Source organism: Nesterenkonia sp. LB17 (genome assembly GCF_022565915.1).
In the GTDB taxonomy this organism is placed as follows: domain Bacteria; phylum Actinomycetota; class Actinomycetes; order Actinomycetales; family Micrococcaceae; genus Nesterenkonia.
Window position 1 is genome coordinate 508,705 of sequence record NZ_JAJOYX010000003.1, and the last position, 16,768, is coordinate 525,472.

The 16,768-nt window shown below is 67.6% G+C and carries 15 protein-coding genes and 3 tRNA genes; 6 read left to right on the forward strand and 12 right to left on the reverse strand.

Features of this window, described 5'->3' with window-relative positions; genetic code table 11:
* Positions 1 to 12: 12 nt before the first annotated feature.
* The 3 genes from LTH96_RS09835 to LTH96_RS09845 all read right to left on the reverse strand — a co-directional run bounded on the left by LTH96_RS09835 (position 13) and on the right by LTH96_RS09845 (position 3,006).
* Positions 13 to 2,070, reverse strand: coding sequence for a threonine/serine exporter family protein (locus tag LTH96_RS09835; protein ID WP_241465538.1), 2,058 nt, complete (start codon positions 2,068 to 2,070; stop codon positions 13 to 15).
* A gap of 101 nt (positions 2,071 to 2,171) precedes the next feature.
* A tRNA-Val gene (locus LTH96_RS09840) sits at positions 2,172 to 2,245 on the reverse strand.
* 62 nt (positions 2,246 to 2,307) lie between these two features.
* On the reverse strand, positions 2,308 to 3,006 hold the full coding sequence (locus tag LTH96_RS09845; protein WP_241465539.1) for an NAD(P)H-binding protein: 699 nt from the start codon (positions 3,004 to 3,006) through the stop codon (positions 2,308 to 2,310).
* Positions 3,007 to 3,127: 121 nt separating this feature from the next.
* On the opposite strand from LTH96_RS09845, the gene LTH96_RS09850 reads away from it, so the two are divergent.
* Together LTH96_RS09850 and LTH96_RS09855 are read left to right on the forward strand one after the other, a co-directional pair.
* Positions 3,128 to 3,838, forward strand: coding sequence for an AzlC family ABC transporter permease (locus LTH96_RS09850; protein WP_241465540.1), 711 nt, complete (start codon positions 3,128 to 3,130; stop codon positions 3,836 to 3,838).
* A complete protein-coding gene (locus LTH96_RS09855) occupies positions 3,835 to 4,140 on the forward strand; it encodes an AzlD domain-containing protein (protein WP_241465541.1) in 306 nt (101 codons plus the stop codon). The genes LTH96_RS09850 and LTH96_RS09855 overlap by 4 nt, the downstream gene beginning before the upstream one ends.
* 118 nt (positions 4,141 to 4,258) lie before the next feature.
* Here the strand turns inward: LTH96_RS09855 and LTH96_RS09860 are convergent, their stop codons facing one another.
* From LTH96_RS09860 to LTH96_RS09870, 3 genes are all read right to left on the reverse strand, one after another.
* The gene (locus LTH96_RS09860) at positions 4,259 to 5,890 is read right to left on the reverse strand and encodes an MDR family MFS transporter (RefSeq protein ID WP_241465542.1); all 1,632 of its coding nucleotides are present in this window, start codon (positions 5,888 to 5,890) and stop codon (positions 4,259 to 4,261) included.
* 72 nt (positions 5,891 to 5,962) lie between these two features.
* Positions 5,963 to 6,035 (reverse strand) — tRNA-Thr (locus LTH96_RS09865).
* A gap of 53 nt (positions 6,036 to 6,088) precedes the next feature.
* On the reverse strand, positions 6,089 to 6,940 hold the full coding sequence (locus tag LTH96_RS09870) for a thioredoxin domain-containing protein (protein ID WP_241465543.1): 852 nt from the start codon (positions 6,938 to 6,940) through the stop codon (positions 6,089 to 6,091).
* 213 nt (positions 6,941 to 7,153) lie between these two features.
* On the opposite strand from LTH96_RS09870, the gene LTH96_RS09875 reads away from it, so the two are divergent.
* The 3 genes from LTH96_RS09875 to LTH96_RS09885 are packed head-to-tail and all read left to right on the forward strand — an operon-like array spanning position 7,154 to position 10,782.
* Positions 7,154 to 8,689, forward strand: coding sequence for a trehalose-6-phosphate synthase (locus tag LTH96_RS09875; RefSeq protein ID WP_241465544.1), 1,536 nt, complete (start codon positions 7,154 to 7,156; stop codon positions 8,687 to 8,689).
* A 2-nt stretch (positions 8,690 to 8,691) separates the two neighbouring features.
* Positions 8,692 to 9,501 carry a trehalose-phosphatase gene (gene otsB / locus LTH96_RS09880; protein WP_241465545.1) on the forward strand — a complete coding sequence of 270 codons (810 nt, stop codon included), beginning with the start codon at positions 8,692 to 8,694 and terminating at the stop codon, positions 9,499 to 9,501.
* A gap of 9 nt (positions 9,502 to 9,510) precedes the next feature.
* Complete coding sequence (locus LTH96_RS09885) at positions 9,511 to 10,782, forward strand: DUF4032 domain-containing protein (RefSeq protein WP_241465546.1); 1,272 nt, start codon at positions 9,511 to 9,513, stop codon at positions 10,780 to 10,782.
* On the opposite strand, the gene LTH96_RS09890 is transcribed toward LTH96_RS09885, so the two are convergent.
* A complete protein-coding gene (locus tag LTH96_RS09890; protein WP_241465547.1) occupies positions 10,763 to 11,545 on the reverse strand; it encodes an IclR family transcriptional regulator in 783 nt (260 codons plus the stop codon). The two genes, LTH96_RS09885 and LTH96_RS09890, sit on opposite strands and share 20 nt — an antisense overlap.
* 95 nt (positions 11,546 to 11,640) lie before the next feature.
* On the opposite strand from LTH96_RS09890, the gene aceB reads away from it, so the two are divergent.
* Positions 11,641 to 13,242: a malate synthase A gene (gene aceB / locus LTH96_RS09895; RefSeq protein ID WP_241465548.1), complete on the forward strand. Its 1,602-nt coding sequence runs from the start codon at positions 11,641 to 11,643 to the stop codon at positions 13,240 to 13,242.
* 14 nt (positions 13,243 to 13,256) lie between these two features.
* Here the strand turns inward: aceB and LTH96_RS09900 are convergent, their stop codons facing one another.
* The 5 genes from LTH96_RS09900 to LTH96_RS09920 form a co-directional block, all read right to left on the reverse strand.
* On the reverse strand, positions 13,257 to 13,808 hold the full coding sequence (locus LTH96_RS09900; RefSeq protein WP_241465549.1) for a TetR/AcrR family transcriptional regulator: 552 nt from the start codon (positions 13,806 to 13,808) through the stop codon (positions 13,257 to 13,259).
* A gap of 75 nt (positions 13,809 to 13,883) precedes the next feature.
* Positions 13,884 to 14,426, reverse strand: coding sequence for a hypothetical protein (locus LTH96_RS09905; protein ID WP_241465550.1), 543 nt, complete (start codon positions 14,424 to 14,426; stop codon positions 13,884 to 13,886).
* Positions 14,427 to 14,836: 410 nt separating this feature from the next.
* The gene (locus LTH96_RS09910; RefSeq protein WP_241465551.1) at positions 14,837 to 15,127 is read right to left on the reverse strand and encodes an amphi-Trp domain-containing protein; all 291 of its coding nucleotides are present in this window, start codon (positions 15,125 to 15,127) and stop codon (positions 14,837 to 14,839) included.
* A gap of 276 nt (positions 15,128 to 15,403) precedes the next feature.
* A complete protein-coding gene (locus LTH96_RS09915) occupies positions 15,404 to 16,240 on the reverse strand; it encodes a type II CAAX prenyl endopeptidase Rce1 family protein (RefSeq protein ID WP_241465552.1) in 837 nt (278 codons plus the stop codon).
* Positions 16,241 to 16,474: 234 nt separating this feature from the next.
* Positions 16,475 to 16,551, reverse strand: a tRNA-Pro gene (locus LTH96_RS09920).
* Positions 16,552 to 16,768: the final 217 nt, after the last annotated feature.

Below are 16,768 nucleotides of genomic sequence, written 5' to 3' on the forward strand. Positions count from 1 at the left end.
AGCGCGGGTCGGTCAGCGGCGTCGGGTGCGCGATCGTTCGTGGGACTGCAGTCCTGCGGTGAACGGTCTCATCAGCACGTCGCCGAGCACGATCCCGGAGGCGATCGCCATGATGATGATCAGCGCGTTGAACAGCTCGGTGAGCCCGTCCATCATGTGGACGGTCGTGGATTCGATGGCGATCTGATACATCCCGCGGAAGACCATCAGCCCGGGGAGCATGAACATCATCGCGGGCACGGCCACGACCAGCTGAGGCGACCCCATGCGCAGGGCGAGGACCCGGCCCAGCGCCCCGACCACCACGGCGCCGAAGACCGGGGTGACGCGTTCGCCCAGGCCGATGATCTCTGCGGCGTAGAAGGCGCAGAATCCCAGCGCGGAGACCGCACCGATGGGCAGCAGCATCCGCCAGCTCGCCTGTTCGACGACGGCGGCGGCCATCGCCGCCAAGAACACCAGCGCCACCAGCACGGTGGGGTGATACATCCGAGTCAGACCCACCGCCACCTCGACCTCCGGGGCGCCGAGCAGATTCGCGATCGTCACGGCGGCCATGATCCCGGCGGTCATGCCGGCGAAGGCGATCATGGTGGACATCAGACGACCGGCCGCGGTGATCGGGAATCCGTTGATCCCGTCCTGGATGGCCGAGACGATCCGCGCGGAGGGCAGCAGGATCATCAGCCCGCCGGCCACCACCATGGAGGGACGGATCGGCATGTCCATCGCGAAGGCCCCCATGGCGAAGGAGGTCGCGACGAACCCGCCGGCGGCCAGGCAGAAGAACTCCGGGACTCGCCGGGTGGCGAGCAGCCGGACGGTCCAGAGCACGAGGATGGTTGCGGCGAAGCCGAGCGAGGCGTCCAGCAGCGGAGCCCCGAGGAACGCCGCGAAGAAGCTGGCGAAGATCGCCCCGCAGATCGTCACCATCCAGCGCGGGTAGGGCTTGGGCTCGCGGATGATCTCGCGAAGCCGCTCCTCGGCGTCGCCGCGGGTGAGGCGACCGGCGATGATGTCGGTGACCAGCTGGTGCACCGAGGCGAGCGCTCGGAAGTTGTTCGACCATGACCGCACCACCCGCACCCGCGAGTAGGGGATCTTTCCGTCAGGCGCCCAGTTGAGGCTGATCGACTGGTTGGTGATGTCGGCGTCGGTGTTCTTCATGCCGAACGCCGCGGTGACGGCGATGATCGAGGTCTCGACCTCGAGCGCGCCGGCTCCGTAGCGGAACAGGGCCTCGCCGAGGTCCAGCACGAAGGCGATCGTGGCCAGCTCGTCGGTCTCGACGTGCGCTTCGGCCTGGTACGGGTTCTCGAACGGGGTGCCGGCGAGCCGGTCGATGATCGGCACGGTGCCGGTCGCCGCGCGCTCAGCCTGCATGATGCGTCGCAGCACCTGGGGTGAGCGGGGCCTGCGGTCGAAGACCCCGGGGTCGAAGTCGGGGTCGCGGCGAGCCGAGCCGCCCAGCCGGGACTTGAACCAGGAAGGCCGCGGCACGGCGGGGCGCCGCGGAGATTGGCTCACCGGTGATTGCCGCAGCGGTGCGCCCGGCGCGCCGTGCGGCAGGTTGATCAGACCCGAGGAGTCCGGTCCCTGCGCATGCTCGCCGCGCTGGGCCCAGGAGGTCGTCGTCTCCTGCGGGCCGGTCGGGATCTGCGGGCCCAGCGCATCGGTCTGGTGCCAGTCCCCGGTGACGGGGAAGGCGTAGTGGTCCGTGGGCGCTGTCGCGCCGTGCGGGGTGGTGTAGGACTGCTCGAAACTGGGGTCCGCGACGTACTCGTGCCGGGCCGCTTCGTTCTCGTGCTGCTCCGCGGCACGTGCCACCGCCTCGGCGTCGTATTCCTCCCACTCCAGCGCCGCCTCGGCTTCGGCGGAGGCGTGCCAGGAGGAGGCGAAGGAGCTGCGCAGCGTCTGGACGAACCCGGTGGGGGTCTCGTCGAGGATCTCCTGGGTGGAGTGGACCACCGGGATGTTGGTGACGTCGGCGTTGGGCTCGGTGCGCACGGGGTCGATCGCCTCGGCGACGTAGCCTCCCGTGGGATGCCGTTCAACGTGTTCGAGTGCCACGAACCCTCCTCGCAAGCAACATAACCACAAAAGGACCCTGGCAGATGCCGGGGCCTTGAGGGGTGTGTGAATGATGGTGCCTGGAGTACAGGCGAAGAAAGTGGATCTGAATGGACTCGAACCATCGACCTCTCGCGTGTGAGGCGAGCGCTCTAACCAACTGAGCTACAGATCCTGAGGCACCTGCGCGCGGAATCCCGCGTTCACGTGCCTCAGAAGGTTACCACCTGTTCAGACTCAGGACGAAACCGACGCCAGCGCCTCCGGGATGGGGGTCTCGCCGTCGAGGAAGTTCACCGTGGCGCGCACCGCGGAGCCGCTGCGCAGGGTCTCGGTGATGACTTCGGCGACGTTCTCCCGGGAGGTGTCCACGGAGGCGCCCTCGGCGGACATGGTCTCGCCCGCGGTGGCCGGATCGAGCACCGTGATCTTCGCGCTGGCCGGCTCCAGGGTCAGCGAGCCGGGACCCAGGATGGTGTAGTCCAGGCTGGTGCCGCGCAGGTGCCTGTCGGCCTGGTGCTTGGCCAGCGCGTAGGGGTAGAACGAGCTCGTCGGGTCCACCGTGTTGATGTCGGTCTCGCTGCGGGCGTAGGAGACCATCACGTAGCGGGAGACGCCCGCCTCGGCGGCGGCATCCATGCTGCGCACCGCGGCCTCATGGTCCACCGCCTTGGTCCGGGCTGGGTTCCCGCCGCCGGCACCGGCGGCGAAGACGACGGCGTGCGCGCCGGCGAACGCCTGCCCCAGCTCTGCGGAGCTGGCGGACTCGATGTCGAGGACCCGCGGCGTGGCGCCTGCGTCGGTGATGTCCTGGGCCTGGTCGGGATCCCGGATCAGGGATTCGACGGTGAAGCCGGCGGCGACCAGCTTCGGTGCTGCCAGCAGTGCGATCTTGCCGTGGCCGCCGATGATGACGACGCGCTGAGATTCAGCCATGGGATGCTCCTTCGCGATCAGGGGGTGCCTGCTCGAATCGGGGTCCGCCGGATGTGCGTGCTCCGGACGGTTCTCTCCTCACAACGTCTGCGCGCCTGCACTATTCCTTAGACTGTGTGGCGTGTCAGCCCCTTATCCGCCTGTGAGCACCTCCCCGCCCGTCCCGCTGCGCCGCTCCCCCGCGCTGCGGACCGGGCTGTCCATCGCCGCCGCGATCTCGCTCTACGGCGTCTCCTTCGGGGCGCTCTCCACGGCGGCGGGAATGACGCTGTGGCAGACCGTGGCGCTCTCCGCGCTGCTCTTCAGCGGCGCCTCCCAGTTCGCCTTCATCGGCATTCTGGCCTCGGGCGGCACCGGGGCGGCGGCGCTGGGCGCGGCCACGCTGCTCAGCGGGCGCAACACGATCTATGCGGTGCAGATGAAGGCGCTGCTGAATCCGCGGGGATTCAAGCGGCTGGCTGCGGCCCAGGTGACCATCGATGAGTCCGCGGCGGTGGCGATGTCCGCCCCGGATCCGGTGGAGCAGCGTCGCGGCTTCTGGGGCGCGGGCATCGCCTGCTATCTCTTCTGGAACCTCGCCACCGTGCTCGGCGCGCTGCTCGGTGATGTGATCGCCGAGCCCGAGGCGCTGGGGCTCGACGGTGCCGTGGTCGCCGCCTTCCTCGGCCTGCTGTGGCCGCGGCTGAAGTCCCTGGACGCCTGGGCGCTGGCGGTGCTGGCGGCCCTGGTCACCACGGTCACGATGCCGCTGCTGGCACCCGGGGTCCCGGTGCTGGCCGCCGCCGTCGTCGCCGTGGTGTGGGGACTGGCGTCGAAGGGGGTCCGCGCATGAGCCTGTGGTTCTGGGTCCTGGCGGCCTGCGCCGCCGTGTACGCCACCAAGCTGCTGGGCTACTTGGTGCCGCAGAGCTGGCTGAAGCATCCCGCCGTGGGGCGGGTCTCGGCGATGCTCACCATCGGGCTGCTCGCCGCTCTGGTGGCGATGAACACCTTCTCCGCCGAGCAGTCGGTGACCATCGACGCCCGGCTCGGAGCGCTGCTGGCCGCCGCCGTGGCGCTGCTGCTGCGCGCCCCGTTCATCCTGGTGGTGCTGGTCGGGGCGGCAGCGGCTGCCGGGATCCGCGCCCTGGGGTGACCCGGGCGCGCCACGCGGCCGCCTCGGGGCGGGAGACGCGGCGAGCCCCCCTCCCGCCTGCAGGTGCAGGCCGGACGGGGGCTCGTCGTGGCCCTGGGACGCCAGGAACGGGGAGGGCTCAGGCCTGGGTGCTGGACCCTGCCTGCGCGCGATCCTCGATGCCGGTGTCGTCGGTGTCGGCAGCTTCGCTGTCCGCAGCGCCGGTGCCGGCCGCCTCAACATCGCCAGCCTCGGAGCCCTGACCCTCGGCCGCGGGGGTCGCCCGCAGGGTCGTGGCGAGGATCAGCGTGCCGATGCTCAGCACCGCAGCGAGCCGGAAGGCCACGCGGAAGCCCTCGACCGCGGCGTCGTCGGGGTTCATCCCGGAGTTCACCGCGGCGGCGGTGCCCAGTCCGACGGCGGCCACCAGTGCGGCCGTGCCGATCGCGGCGGCCAGCTGCTGCAGCGTGTTCAGCGCGGCGGTGCCGTGGGAGTACAGCGCCTTGGGCAGCGGGTTCAGCGCCGTGGTGAAGGCCGGGGTGAAAAGCAGCGCCAGGCCGGAGGAGAGCAGCAGGTGCAGACCCAGCACCATGGCCACCGGGGTGGTCGGGGACAGCAGACTCATGCAGAACAGCGCGACGATCAGGATCGAGGCACCCGGGATCACCAGCGGCTTCGGTCCGACCCGGTCGTAGAGGCGCCCCACGAAGGGCGCCATCAGCGCCATCAGCAGACCGCCCGGAAGCATGATCAGACCGGTCTGCAGCGTGTCCAGTCCGCGGATGGTCTGCAGGAACAGCGGCAGCAGGATCAGCGCGCCGAAGAGCGCGATCATCATCAGCAGCATCATGCCCAGGGCACGGGTGTACATGGTGAAGGCGAAGGGCTTCAGGTTCAGCAGGGCTGAGTCGGTCTTCTGCAGCTTCACCTGGAGCAGCGCGAAGGAGATCAGGCAGAGCACGCCGACCACGAGGACCACGATGGCCAGCGGGTCCACGCTCGGAGCCGCGTCCGCGGAGACCTCCTGGGTGCCGTGTCCGCCGCCGATCTGGCTGATCCCGTAGACCACGCCGCCGAAGCCGGGGACTGCGAGCAGCAGCGAGGGGATGGAGAGCCGCTTGCCCGCCGTGCCGGGGTCCTTGTTCAGCCGCGGCCGGCCCAGGAACAGCGCCATCACCGCGATGGGCAGGATCACCAGGAAGAGCCAGCGCCAGTCGGCGAGATGCAGGATCAGACCCGAGAGCGCCGGCCCGGTCGCCGGAGCCACCGAGATCACGATCGAGATGTTGCCCATGACCACGCCGCGGCGGCGCAGCGGCACCAGGGTGAGCACGGTGGTCATCATCAGCGGCAGCATGATCGCGGTGCCGCTGGCCTGGACCACCCGGCCCGCCAGCAGAACCTCGAAGCCCGGGGCGGCGGCCGCGAGCGCGGTGCCGAGGATGAAGAGGCCCATCGCGGCGGTGAAGACCGCACGCAGGCTGTAGCGCTGCATCAGGAATCCGGTGATCGGAATCACGGTGGCCAGGGTCAGCATGAACGCCGTGGTGAGCCACTGGATCGTCGGCTCGGTGACCTGGAACTCTTCCATGAGCGGCTGCAGCGCGACGTTCATCAGGGTCTCGTTGAGGATCATCACGAAGGTGGAGACCAGCAGCGCACCGATGGTGAGCTTGTCGGCCGAGGGCAGCCGGCCGTCGTCGTGCGGAGGTGTGGGAGCCGCACCTGGAGCCTTCACCTGCGATGGGACATGATTCGGTGAAGCGGGCACGGATCCTCCATAGAACACTAAAGAACCCCAGAGCGGGTCACCACTGGGGTGATACCACTCTGGGGTTGAAAGAGCCCCCTGCCGGGTTCGAACCGACGACCTGCTGTTTACAAGACAGCTGCTCTACCAGCTGAGCTAAGGAGGCGCAGCGCCCTGCCATGCAGGGCGCCAGTGACTGATGGTATCAGTTCCTCAACATCAGCTTTCGGACTGGTATTCCTCGATGTGCTCATCGACCAGTTCGCGGAACGGACGCTCGGAGTCGGCCCATGAGACTTCGTCCACGTACACGCTCGGGGTGCCTTCGATGCCGGCGGCCTGGGCGTGGCGGGTGGTGTAGCTGGCGAAGGCGCGGTAGGTGCCGTCCTCGATGCATTCACCGATGTCAGCGCCGAAGGTCTCGTCGGCCAGCTGGGTGAGCTGGTCGTTGGACATCTCATCGTTGTTGACCCGGTTGGCGGTGACCGCTCCGAGGTACTCGGAGTAGCTCTCCGGGGACTCCTCCGCCATGCAGGCGAAGGCGTTGGCCGCACGAGCGGGGTAGTTCGTGGAGGAGGAGAGGTAGGCGACCGAGCGGTACTCCACGGTGACCAGACCCTCGTCGAGCCACTCGCCCATCTGCGCCGAGTGCTCGGCTTCGAAGTTGGCGCAGTGGATGCAGTAGGCGTCGGTGTAGATGATGATGTGCGGAGCTTCGCCGGCTTCACGCTCAGCAACCCCGGGAGGCAGCTCGGAATCGGGGTCCTCGACGTTGGATGCGTCGATCTGGCCGAGGTCGTCGCCCTCGGCGAGCTCGGTGGAGGAGCTCAGCACGAATCCGCCCTGCTCGTTGGCGGCCGCGGGGGCCGGGCCCTCGCTGGGCGCCGCCCCGGAGTCATCACGGTTGAGCACGAAGATGGTCAGTCCCACGACGACGGCGAGCGCCACCACGACGACGCCTACGCGCAGCAGCACCGAGGTGAGCTTCTGCTTACGCTCCTGCTCCTGCTGCATCTTGCGGGCCTGTTCGCGCGCATTGGCGCTGCGAGGGGATTCTGAGCTGCGAGCCATGGTCTTCTCCGGTGACTGATGTGGATCATGACTGTCCCGGCGTGCCTGGACAGTGATCGGTGTGTGGCTGATGTCGTGATCGTGCCGTGATCGGGATCCGGCAGTGCTCAAGATACAGGGTCAGGCTCAGGCCGGATACCAGGGTATAGGCTCATGACGATGGCTCCGCTGTCGCCAGGGGGTGTCTGCAGCTACGCATGAAAGGTGTGTCTCGTGCCAGAGAATATCGAGAACGGCAACGGCTATGACTTCGTGGTGGTGGCCAACCGTCTGGCCGTCAATCACGTCACGAACGAGGATGGGACCACCGGCTGGGAGCGCTCCCCCGGTGGCCTGGTCACTGCCCTGGCCCCCCTGATGGAGAGCTCAGAAGGCGCCTGGGTCGGTTGGCACGGCGCTGCCGACGACGTCCTGGAGCCCTTCGACCACGGCGACATGCATCTGGTTCCGGTGCCGCTGACCGGCGATGACATCGAAGATTATTACGAAGGATTCTCCAACGGCACGCTCTGGCCGCTCTACCACGACGTGATCGCTCGTCCGGATTTCCACCGGCACTGGTTCGAGGCCTACCGCCGGGTCAACCAGCGCTTCGCCGAGCACACCGCCGAGGTCGCCGCCCACAAGGCCACCGTCTGGGTCCAGGACTACCAGCTGCAGCTGGTGCCCGCGATGCTGCGCGACCTGCGCCCCGATCTGACCATCGGCTTCTTCAACCACATCCCGTTCCCTCCCCCGGGGCTCTTCGCACAGCTGCCCTGGCGCCACTCGGTGCTGCGCGGACTGCTCGGGGCGGACCTGATCGGCTTCCAGCGCGCCTCCGACGCCTCGAACTTCCGCCGCGCGGTGCACAACCGGATGGGCTACTACGTGGAGGACGCGACGATCCACGTGCCGCTGCAGACCAACGCCCCGGATCATGGCTCCCCGCTGGTCGGATTCAACGCCGATGCTGACCGTGGCACCGCGGTGCGGGTGAACTCGGCCCCGCCGGCGGGGGTCGCCCGCCTGGTGGAGGCCAAGGAGTTCCCGATCTCCATCGACACCGCGACCATCACCGCGCTGGCCAAGCGCGAGGACATCATCGCTCGCTCCCAGGAGATCCGCGAGGAGCTGGGCAACCCGGAGACCGTGCTGCTCGGGGTGGATCGACTGGACTACACCAAGGGCATCCGGCACCGGATGAAGGCCTACGAAGAGCTGCTGCAGAACGGGTCGCTGACCGTGGGCCAGGTCTGCATGGTCCAGGTGGCGAGCCCCTCCCGTGAGGGGGTGGAGAGCTACCGCCTGCTCAAGGAGGAGATCGAACAGACCGTGGGCCGGATCAGCGGCGAGTTCGACACGCTCTCCCACCCGGCCATCCGCTACCTCCACCACTCCTACCCGGTCGAGGAGATGGTGGCGCTCTACATGGCCGCCGACGTGATGCTGGTGACCGCGCTGCGCGACGGGATGAACCTGGTGGCCAAGGAATATGTGGCGGCACGGCGCGGCGACGACGGCGTGCTGGTGCTCTCGGAGTTCACCGGCGCCGCCGATCAGCTGCGCCAGGCGCTGCTGATCAACCCCCATGACGTCGAGGAGCTCAAGGCCGCCATCCTGCGCGCGACCACCATGGACAGCGACGACGCCAGCGCACGGATGGAGAATCTGCGCCGCCAGGTGGTCCACCACGACGTGCGGCGCTGGGCGACTGACTTCCTGGACCGTCTGGGCGAGCTCACCGGCTCCGCGATCGTGAAGGACTGAGCATGGAGGCGTCGCTGAACATGGAGCAGTCGCTGAGCATCGCCCTGGAGCGATTCGCCGATCTCCCCAAGATCCTCATCGCCCTGGACTTCGACGGATGCGTGGCCGAGCTGGTCTCCCACGCCGCCGCCGCACGGCCGGTCCCGGAGAACGCCGCGGCCATCGCAGCCCTGGCAGAGATGGAGGGCGTGGACATCGCCTACGTCTCCGGGCGGTCGCTGGAGTCGCTGCGCGAGCTGGCCAAGCCGCCCCACGGCGCGCTGCTGATCGGCTCCCACGGCGCGGAGAAGGACCTCGGCGAGGATGCCCCAGGACTGGAGCTGAACACCACCGAGACGATGGCCCGCGAACAGATCATCTCCACCCTCGAGGAGGTGGCCGCCGACGCCGAGGGCGCCTGGGTGGAGCACAAGCCCGCCGGTGCCGCCCTGCACGTGCGCAAGGTGGCAGGAGATGAACTGGGTGAACGGGTCCTCGAACACGGCCGGGCAGCGTTGTCGCTGGTCGACGGCGCCTACCTGAAGAACGGCAAGAAGGTGCTGGAGTCCGTCGTCGTCCTGGCCACCAAGGGTGAAGGGATCACCGAGCTGCGGGAGCACACCGCCCCTGACGCGGTCCTCTTCGCCGGTGACGATGTCACCGATGAACACGGCTTCGCGGTCCTCGACGGCGAAGACATCGGCATCAAGGTGGGCGACGGCGAGACCGCGGCCGGCCACCGGATCGCCGAGCCGAGAGATCTCGCCGCGGTGCTGCGCCTCATCGCGCAGCGACGCAGCACCTCCCGCTCGGACACCCGCCCGACACCCTAAGGACTGCCCATGATGACCATCCCCGGTCTCGGACTCACCGCCTCAGGAACCATTCCTCAGGAGCTGCTGGACCTTCCCTGGCATCTGCCGCTGGAGGAGTGGCCCGAGGACATCATCGCCGCCCTGCCGCGCGGCATCTCCCGGCACATCGTGCGCTTCGCCTACCTGGGTGGATCGGTGATCGCGGTCAAGGAGACCTCTGAGCGGGCCGCACGGCACGAGTACCGGATGCTGCGTCAGCTGGGCAAGCTCGGGGCCCCCTGCGTGAAGCCCGTGGCCGAGGTCACCGGCCGCACCACCCCGGAGGGCGAAGAGCTCTCTCCTGCCCTGGTCACCCGGCACCTGCGCTTCTCCCTGCCCTACCGTGCGGTGTTCAACCAGATGATGCGCAAGGAGACGCTGCGGCGGCTGATCCACGCGCAGGCGCTGCTGATGGTGGAGCTGCACCTGATCGGCTTCTACTGGGGCGACGTCTCCCTGTCCAACACGCTCTTCCGGCGCGACGCCGGTGCCTTCGCCGCCTACCTGGTGGACGCCGAGACCGGTGAGATCCACCCGAAGCTCTCCACCGGTCAGCGCGAGCACGACCTCGACGTGGCCCAGGTGAACATCGCCGGGGAGCTCATGGACCTGATGGAGGGCGGCATGGTGGACGAGGACGTGGATCCGATCGCCACCTCGCACCAGTTCATCGACGCCTACCGCGGACTGTGGCAGGAGCTCACCGGTGACACCGCCTTCAACCCGGACCAGCAGTGGCTCATCGAGGAGCGGATCCGGAGGCTCAACGAGCTGGGCTTCGACGTCGAGGAGTATGACATCCGCACCATGCGTGAGGATTCCAAGCTCCTGCTCCGCCCGAAGGTGGTCGACCCCGGCCACCACCAGCGGCGACTGATGAACCTGACCGGACTCGACGTCCAGGAGAACCAGGCCCGGCGGCTTCTCGGCGCGATCGACGCCTACCGGGCCCAGACCGACCCGCATGGGGACGAGGCGGTGGCGGCCCACATGTGGACCCAGCAGGTCTTCGAGCCGATGATCTCCCAGATCCCCAAGGAGCTGCGCAACAAGCTGGAGCCGGCCGAGATCATGCACCAGCTCATCGATCACCGCTGGCGGCTCTCCGAGCGGGAGCACCGCGATATCAGCCTGGACCAGGCACTTCCCTCCTTCATCGACGAGGAGCTCAAAGGCCTGCGCGACGAGGCCACGCTGATGATCAATCCTCCCGGGGACGTGATCGATCAGCTGGACCGGCTCAACCGTGGCGAGGGCTGAGCCGGCTCATCCGGCGGCCGATCTCCACCGCGGTGCGGCGCATCAGCGGCACCGCGTGCCGGACGAAGCTGTCGTGCATCCGTCCGGTGGGCCCGGAGACGGAGAGTCCCATGGGTGAGGGTCCGTGCGGGACGACGACGGCGAGGCAGCGCACTCCCATCTCCTGCTCCTCGTCGTCGAGGGCGTAGCCCTGGGCGGCGATCCGCGGCAGCTGCTCCAGCAGCGCATGCGGGCGGGTCAGCGTCTTCTCGGTCAGCGAAGGCATGCCGGTGGCGGCGAGGATCTCGCGCACCCGCACCGGGTCCATCCCGGCCAGCAGCGCCTTGCCCACTCCGGTGGAGTGCAGGTGCGCTCGGCGCCCCACCTCGGTGAACATCCGCATCGTGTGCGGCGAGGGGACCTGCCCGATGTAGACGATCATCTCCGATTCCATGGCCGCCAGATTCACGCTCTCACCGAGCTCCGACACCAGTGCCTGCATCTGCGGCACAGCGGGTCCGCCGAGCTGCCGGGTGGCGGACTCCCCCAGCGGCACCAGGTTCGCACCCAGCGCGTAGCGCCTGTCGCTGAGCTGATGGACCACCCCCACACCCATCAGCGTGTGCAGGAGCCGGTGCACCGTGGGCCCGGCGAGACCCGTGGCGGCCTTCAGCTCCCCGGCCGTCGCGGACCCGCCCAGGCCGGCCAGCACATTGAGCAGATTGAAGGCGCGCTCCACGACCTGCACCCGCTGAGAGTCCGCATTGCGGACATTGGCTTCCATGATGCGAACTCTATGCCAAGAATGGTGTGAGCGAGAGCACCCGCGTCGCTGTTTTTCGGCGACACAGTTTTTTCATCCCTGCAAAGGAGCAGCGCATGAGCATCACCATCCACGCCCCCTACGAGGTCCCGGGCACCGAGGCGATCCTCACCGATGAGGCCCTGGCGTTTCTCGAAGAGCTCCACACCCGGTTCGCAGGAACCCGCAACGAGCTCCTCGAGGACCGGCGCACCGCGCAGGCCCAGGCGGCGAGCTCCGGCACCGTGGACTTCCCGGCCGAGACCGCACAGGTGCGCGAATCGGACTGGAGCGTCGCCGAGCACCCGGCCGCGCTGCAGGATCGCCGGGTGGAGATCACGGGTCCGCCAGCCCCTGCCAAGATGGCCATCAACGCGCTGAACTCCGGCGCCAAGGTCTGGCTGGCCTGCCTTGAAGATGCGCTGGCACCGAACTGGTTCAACGTGATCGACGCTCAGCGCAACCTCGCCGGCGCCGCATCAGGAACCCTCGAGTTCACCTCGCCGGAGGGCAAACAGTACAGCCTGCGCGATGACATCACACTGCCGACCGTGGTCGTGCGGCCGCGCGGCTGGCACCTGCCGGAGAAGCACCTCCAGCTCGACGGCACGCCTGCCATCGGCGCCCTGGTGGACTTCGGACTGCACTTCTTCCACAACGCGAAGACCCTCACCGAACAGGGCCGCGGCCCCTTCTACTACCTGCCGAAGCTGGAGCACTATAAGGAAGCCCGGCTCTGGGATGAGGTCTTCAGCTTCGCCGAGGAGAAGCTCGGCATCCCCCATGGCACCATCCGCGCCACGGTCCTCATCGAGACGCTGCCCGCCGCGTTCCACATGGATGAGATCCTCTATGAGCTGCGTGATCACGCCTCCGGGCTCAATGCCGGACGCTGGGACTACCTGTTCTCGATGATCAAGTACTTCCGCGCCTCGGGCGAGAAGTTCGTCCTCCCGGATCGCGCGCAGGTGTCCATGACGCAGCCCTTCATGCGGGCCTATACCGAGCTGCTGGTGAAGACCTGCCACAAGCGCGGCGCCTTCGCCATGGGCGGGATGGCAGCCTTCATCCCGAACCGGCGCGAACCCGAGGTCACCGCCAAGGCCATCGAGAAGGTCCGCGACGACAAGTCCCGTGAGGCCGCTGACGGTTTCGACGGCTCCTGGGTCGCCCACCCCGATCTGGTGGACCTCTGCCGTGACGAGTTCGACGCGGTGCTGAAAGACCAGCCGAACCAGCTGGCCCGCCAGCGCGACGACGTGGACGTCTCGGCGGCGGACCTGCTCGACGTCGCCGCCGCGGAGGGTGACGTCACCGAGGCCGGGGTGCGGATGAACCTCTACGTCGCGGTCTACTACACCGCTATCTGGCTCTCCGGCAACGGTGCCGTGGCGATCCACAACCTGATGGAGGACGCCGCGACGGCCGAGATCTCCCGCTCCCAGGTCTGGCAGCAGATCCACAACGGCACGATCACTGCCGATACCGGGGTGAAGGTGACCCCCGACCTGGTCACACGGCTGCTCGATGAAGAGGTAGAGCGCCTGCGTGGGGAGATCACCGACGCGGACACCTTCTCCAAGTACTTCGAGCCCGCGGCCGGCATCGTGCGCGCCCTGGTCCTGGACGAGGAGTACATCGACTTCCTCACCCTGCCGGCCTACGAGCTGATGCCCTGATCGGTTCGGTCTGATCAGACTGGTCTGATCAGCAGTCTCTGCAGGCCATGGAGGTAGATACGTTCTGCCTCCATGGCCTGCGGTGCGTCCGGGGCCTGGCCGGTGGCGGTTGCAGTGGCGGTGGCGGGGCGTTCAAGCAAAGCCTGGTTCTGCTCGGTGGCCACCGCCCCCAGCGCGAAACGCATCACCACAGCGGTCGTGTCCCTTGCCTCGTCCCGCGGCCATCCCGCCGTGACGAGCCGTTCAGGCAGCAGCTGGGCCGGCGGCAGGCTGGCATCGAGCGCGTAGGCCAGCAGCAGCAGATCGCCCACGTCGCGCAGCGGCAGCACGAGTTCCCGGAACCGCAGCATGAGCTGCAAGGCGTCACCGGACTCGGTGCGCAGCGGCGTCAGGATCTCGTGGGCCACCGTGCGCAGCAGCTCTTGTTTGCTGGGCACGTGATAGTAGAGGGCGCCCGGGGCGACGTCGAGCTCCTTGGCCAGGCGACGCATGGACACGTCCTGGAGGCCGTACTGGATCAGCAACGATCGCGCCGTCCTGGTGATCAGCTCCAGGGAGAGTGCCAAGGGTGATAGCTCCTCACGGAATCAGGGGCGAAGAGTCGCAGACTCGAGACGGGCGTTGGGTCGTCACCGACGAACCTACAGGCCGCTGTCGCGGAAGAGCTTCTCATCGGGGTCCGTCATGGACTCTTCGATGAGCCATCGGTTGGTCTGCAGCGCCTGCAGGTTCTTGGACACCAGGGTGTCGCGGGTCTTGGCCACTCCCTCGGCCAGCAGACCGATCTGCGCCTTGAACTCCGCCGCGTGGCGCGGCTTCTCGTTGTCGGGCAGGGCCAGGAACAGCTCCAGGGTGCGCGGAAGGTGCCGGTGGATGGTCCGATTCACGGCATCCTGGTGAGCCGGGTACCGGGACAAGGCGTCCCAGCGCTCCACGATCTCCTCAAGCCCGACCACCATCATTCGCAGCTGACCCTGGGTCGAGGGCGGCAGCTGCGCTGACCGGCTGCGCACCGTGGCGCTGATCGCGGCCAGTTCGTCCTGCAGCCGCTGCTGGTCATCATTGAGCCGCACGGATCGGCGCAGACGGCTCTGCGCACGGCCGACGACGGCGCCGTATGTCCCTGCGGCGGCCGCACCGCCTACCATGGTTCCGGCCAGGATCGCCCAGAGGTTGGGGAGCATGATGAGCAGCATGAGACCGAACCCGAGCAGGAAGGCAAGCAGGGGAAGGGCGAGATGCGTACGGCGCTGGGCGTCGGTGCCCTGATGTTCGCCGCGCGAGAGTTCAGAGCCGATGACGACCTCCTGCTCATGCTGCTGAGTATCAGTACAGGATATATCGCGGTGATGGACAGACTCTGAACACCGAGTCGGGACCCCTTCCCGATGAAGATCTGCTTCTGGAAGAACGCCATACTGATTCTCGACCAGCGGTCAGTTGGGGTCTGAGATCTGGCGGAACGCGTCGCACCTGCCATGCGGCGCCAGCCCCGGAGACGTAGTCACCTTGGGACTCATGGGTACGCTTACCGAGGAGTCCATGTCGGGCCGCCTGAGCTGCGCCGGATGCCGTGGTGCTGGGGCACCGAGCGCTAGTCGCTGGGACCCTGGACACCGGACGAAGGAGATCCCTGGCGCTCAGCGAGGGACCACCACATCTCCAGCTCCAGCTCCCGCTTGACGTGGCCTGACTTAGGCGTGTCTTTGACCTCGACGGAAAGGCCTATCTGCTCTTCGGCTCGGATGCGCACCCGCTGACCATCGAGAGACAGGTCGATATCCCCTTCCCGGATCTGGTCTGCGAGGACATTCAGGAAGTCTGCCAGCTCAGCACGAGTCAGCACCTGCTTCCCCTTGAGCAAGGTCCTGGCGTTCGATGACATATCGCCCTCCTGTTGCTCTGTGCCCGAGCCGAATCGGCACATTCGTATGTAGTTCTCGGGTCTCGGCCACCTAGGGGCCCGCGTCAGCGGACCCCTCCGCGATCAGGAAGCCGGGCGGGCAGTCCAGCGGCTCATGGCCGGACCGGCCTGACACCCATTGTCTACCGTGACGGAAGAGTTGGCCACCGGTCTTTGGCCTGGGACAGAGCCAGTCAGGTCAAGACCGGAACACCGACGCGCGCTCGGATCAGGTCAGGGGCTGGGGCTGTGCTGGGCCTACGTGCTGGACGGTGATCCACCCTGGGAGGACGGCTGCGCATCGACTCGATAGCGTCGCTCCAGCACTGCGACGACGACCCACGCCATCACGGCACTCACTACGGTGAACGGAGTCCCCGGAAACAACAGCACCAGGGCGAACCCGGCCGTGTTGTTCAGACCATGCAGGAGCGCGGCGAGGGCGAGGGAGTTGCTGCGCTCATAGACCAACGCTGTGATCCATGCCATTGCGACGATGCTCGCGGTGAACCCGCCGATGGTGAGGACCATGACCGGCCCAAGCTGCCAGTACAGCATCACCATCAGCGGGTAGTGCCACACGGCCCAGACGAGGCCGCCCTTCCAGGCGGCGCCCCAGAAGGTGGCGTCGTGCTCCCGGAGCACGGGGTGCAGGAACCCACGCCAGCCGAACTCCTCGGTCCCGCTGGTCAGGAGGTTGGAGACGAAATAGACGCCGACAGCCCCAACCGCGGCACTCGCGGAGACATCCGCCACAGCAATGCCCGAAGCCATGGTGACCACGAACGCAGGCACTGCTGTGACGACGGGTACGGCCGTCGCCAGGAAGACGGTCTCAGGAGTCGGCCGCCCCCAGAAGGGCCGGTACCGGCCGACTGCCAGATAACCGAGCAGCGGTCCGAAGACGCCCAGAGCGAAGAGGAGCTGCGGAAGGAATCCGGCCGCACCGATCATGGCCCAGACATCGACGAGCGTCATCTGCGGGGTGACCGGTGCCGCACGGACATCCCCGAGCCACCACCCCCCGATCCATAGCAACCACGTCCACCCGAAACTCACCAACAGGTAGGTGGCGACGCCTCGTCGAGCCTCCATATGAATAGGCTAACCACGCGTGGAACAGCGGCCAAGGGCCGCAGGTCGACCCTCCGATCACCGGCCACGACTCGGGCTCGACCTGAGTGGAGGCGATCGACACCTGGCTGAGGTCTGAGCTGCCGAATTTCGGCTGGCCGGGCAACATCTCGTGGCCCGCCATCAGAGGGGAATCAGACAGCAAAAAGGGCCGCTGCTCCTACATCTCTGTAGGTCAACGGCCCTCAGCCGACATGGTCGGGGTGACAGGATTTGAACCTGCGACCTCGTCGTCCCGAACGACGCGCGCTACCAAGCTGCGCCACACCCCGTAGTCCTGCACTCTGGAAACCATCGGCTTCCAGCACACAGAGCTTCATCTTAGCCAGGAACGTGTCCACCGAGCAAAACAGCTGAAACATCCCTGGATACAGGTCAAGCCCGGTCCCCCGAAGGGGACCGGGCTTGAACCCTCTCTACCAAATAGTGTCCGGCGGCGACCTACTCTCCCACACACTCCAGTGTGCAGTACCATCGGCGCAGTGGGCC

Excerpts from the sequence above, each read along its gene's own strand:
- LTH96_RS09845 (WP_241465539.1), bottom strand. The coding sequence starts at position 3,006 with ATGGCTGAATCTCAGCGCGTCGTCATCATCGGCGGCCACGGCAAGATC.
- LTH96_RS09855 (WP_241465541.1), top strand. The coding sequence starts at position 3,835 with ATGAGCCTGTGGTTCTGGGTCCTGGCGGCCTGCGCCGCCGTGTACGCC.
- LTH96_RS09870 (WP_241465543.1), bottom strand. The coding sequence starts at position 6,940 with ATGGCTCGCAGCTCAGAATCCCCTCGCAGCGCCAATGCGCGCGAACAG.
- otsB (WP_241465545.1), top strand. The coding sequence starts at position 8,692 with ATGGAGGCGTCGCTGAACATGGAGCAGTCGCTGAGCATCGCCCTGGAG.
- LTH96_RS09885 (WP_241465546.1), top strand. The coding sequence starts at position 9,511 with ATGATGACCATCCCCGGTCTCGGACTCACCGCCTCAGGAACCATTCCT.
- LTH96_RS09890 (WP_241465547.1), bottom strand. The coding sequence starts at position 11,545 with ATGGAAGCCAATGTCCGCAATGCGGACTCTCAGCGGGTGCAGGTCGTG.
- aceB (WP_241465548.1), top strand. The coding sequence starts at position 11,641 with ATGAGCATCACCATCCACGCCCCCTACGAGGTCCCGGGCACCGAGGCG.
- LTH96_RS09905 (WP_241465550.1), bottom strand. The coding sequence starts at position 14,426 with ATGCTCCCCAACCTCTGGGCGATCCTGGCCGGAACCATGGTAGGCGGT.
- LTH96_RS09910 (WP_241465551.1), bottom strand. The coding sequence starts at position 15,127 with ATGTCATCGAACGCCAGGACCTTGCTCAAGGGGAAGCAGGTGCTGACT.
- LTH96_RS09915 (WP_241465552.1), bottom strand. The coding sequence starts at position 16,240 with ATGGAGGCTCGACGAGGCGTCGCCACCTACCTGTTGGTGAGTTTCGGG.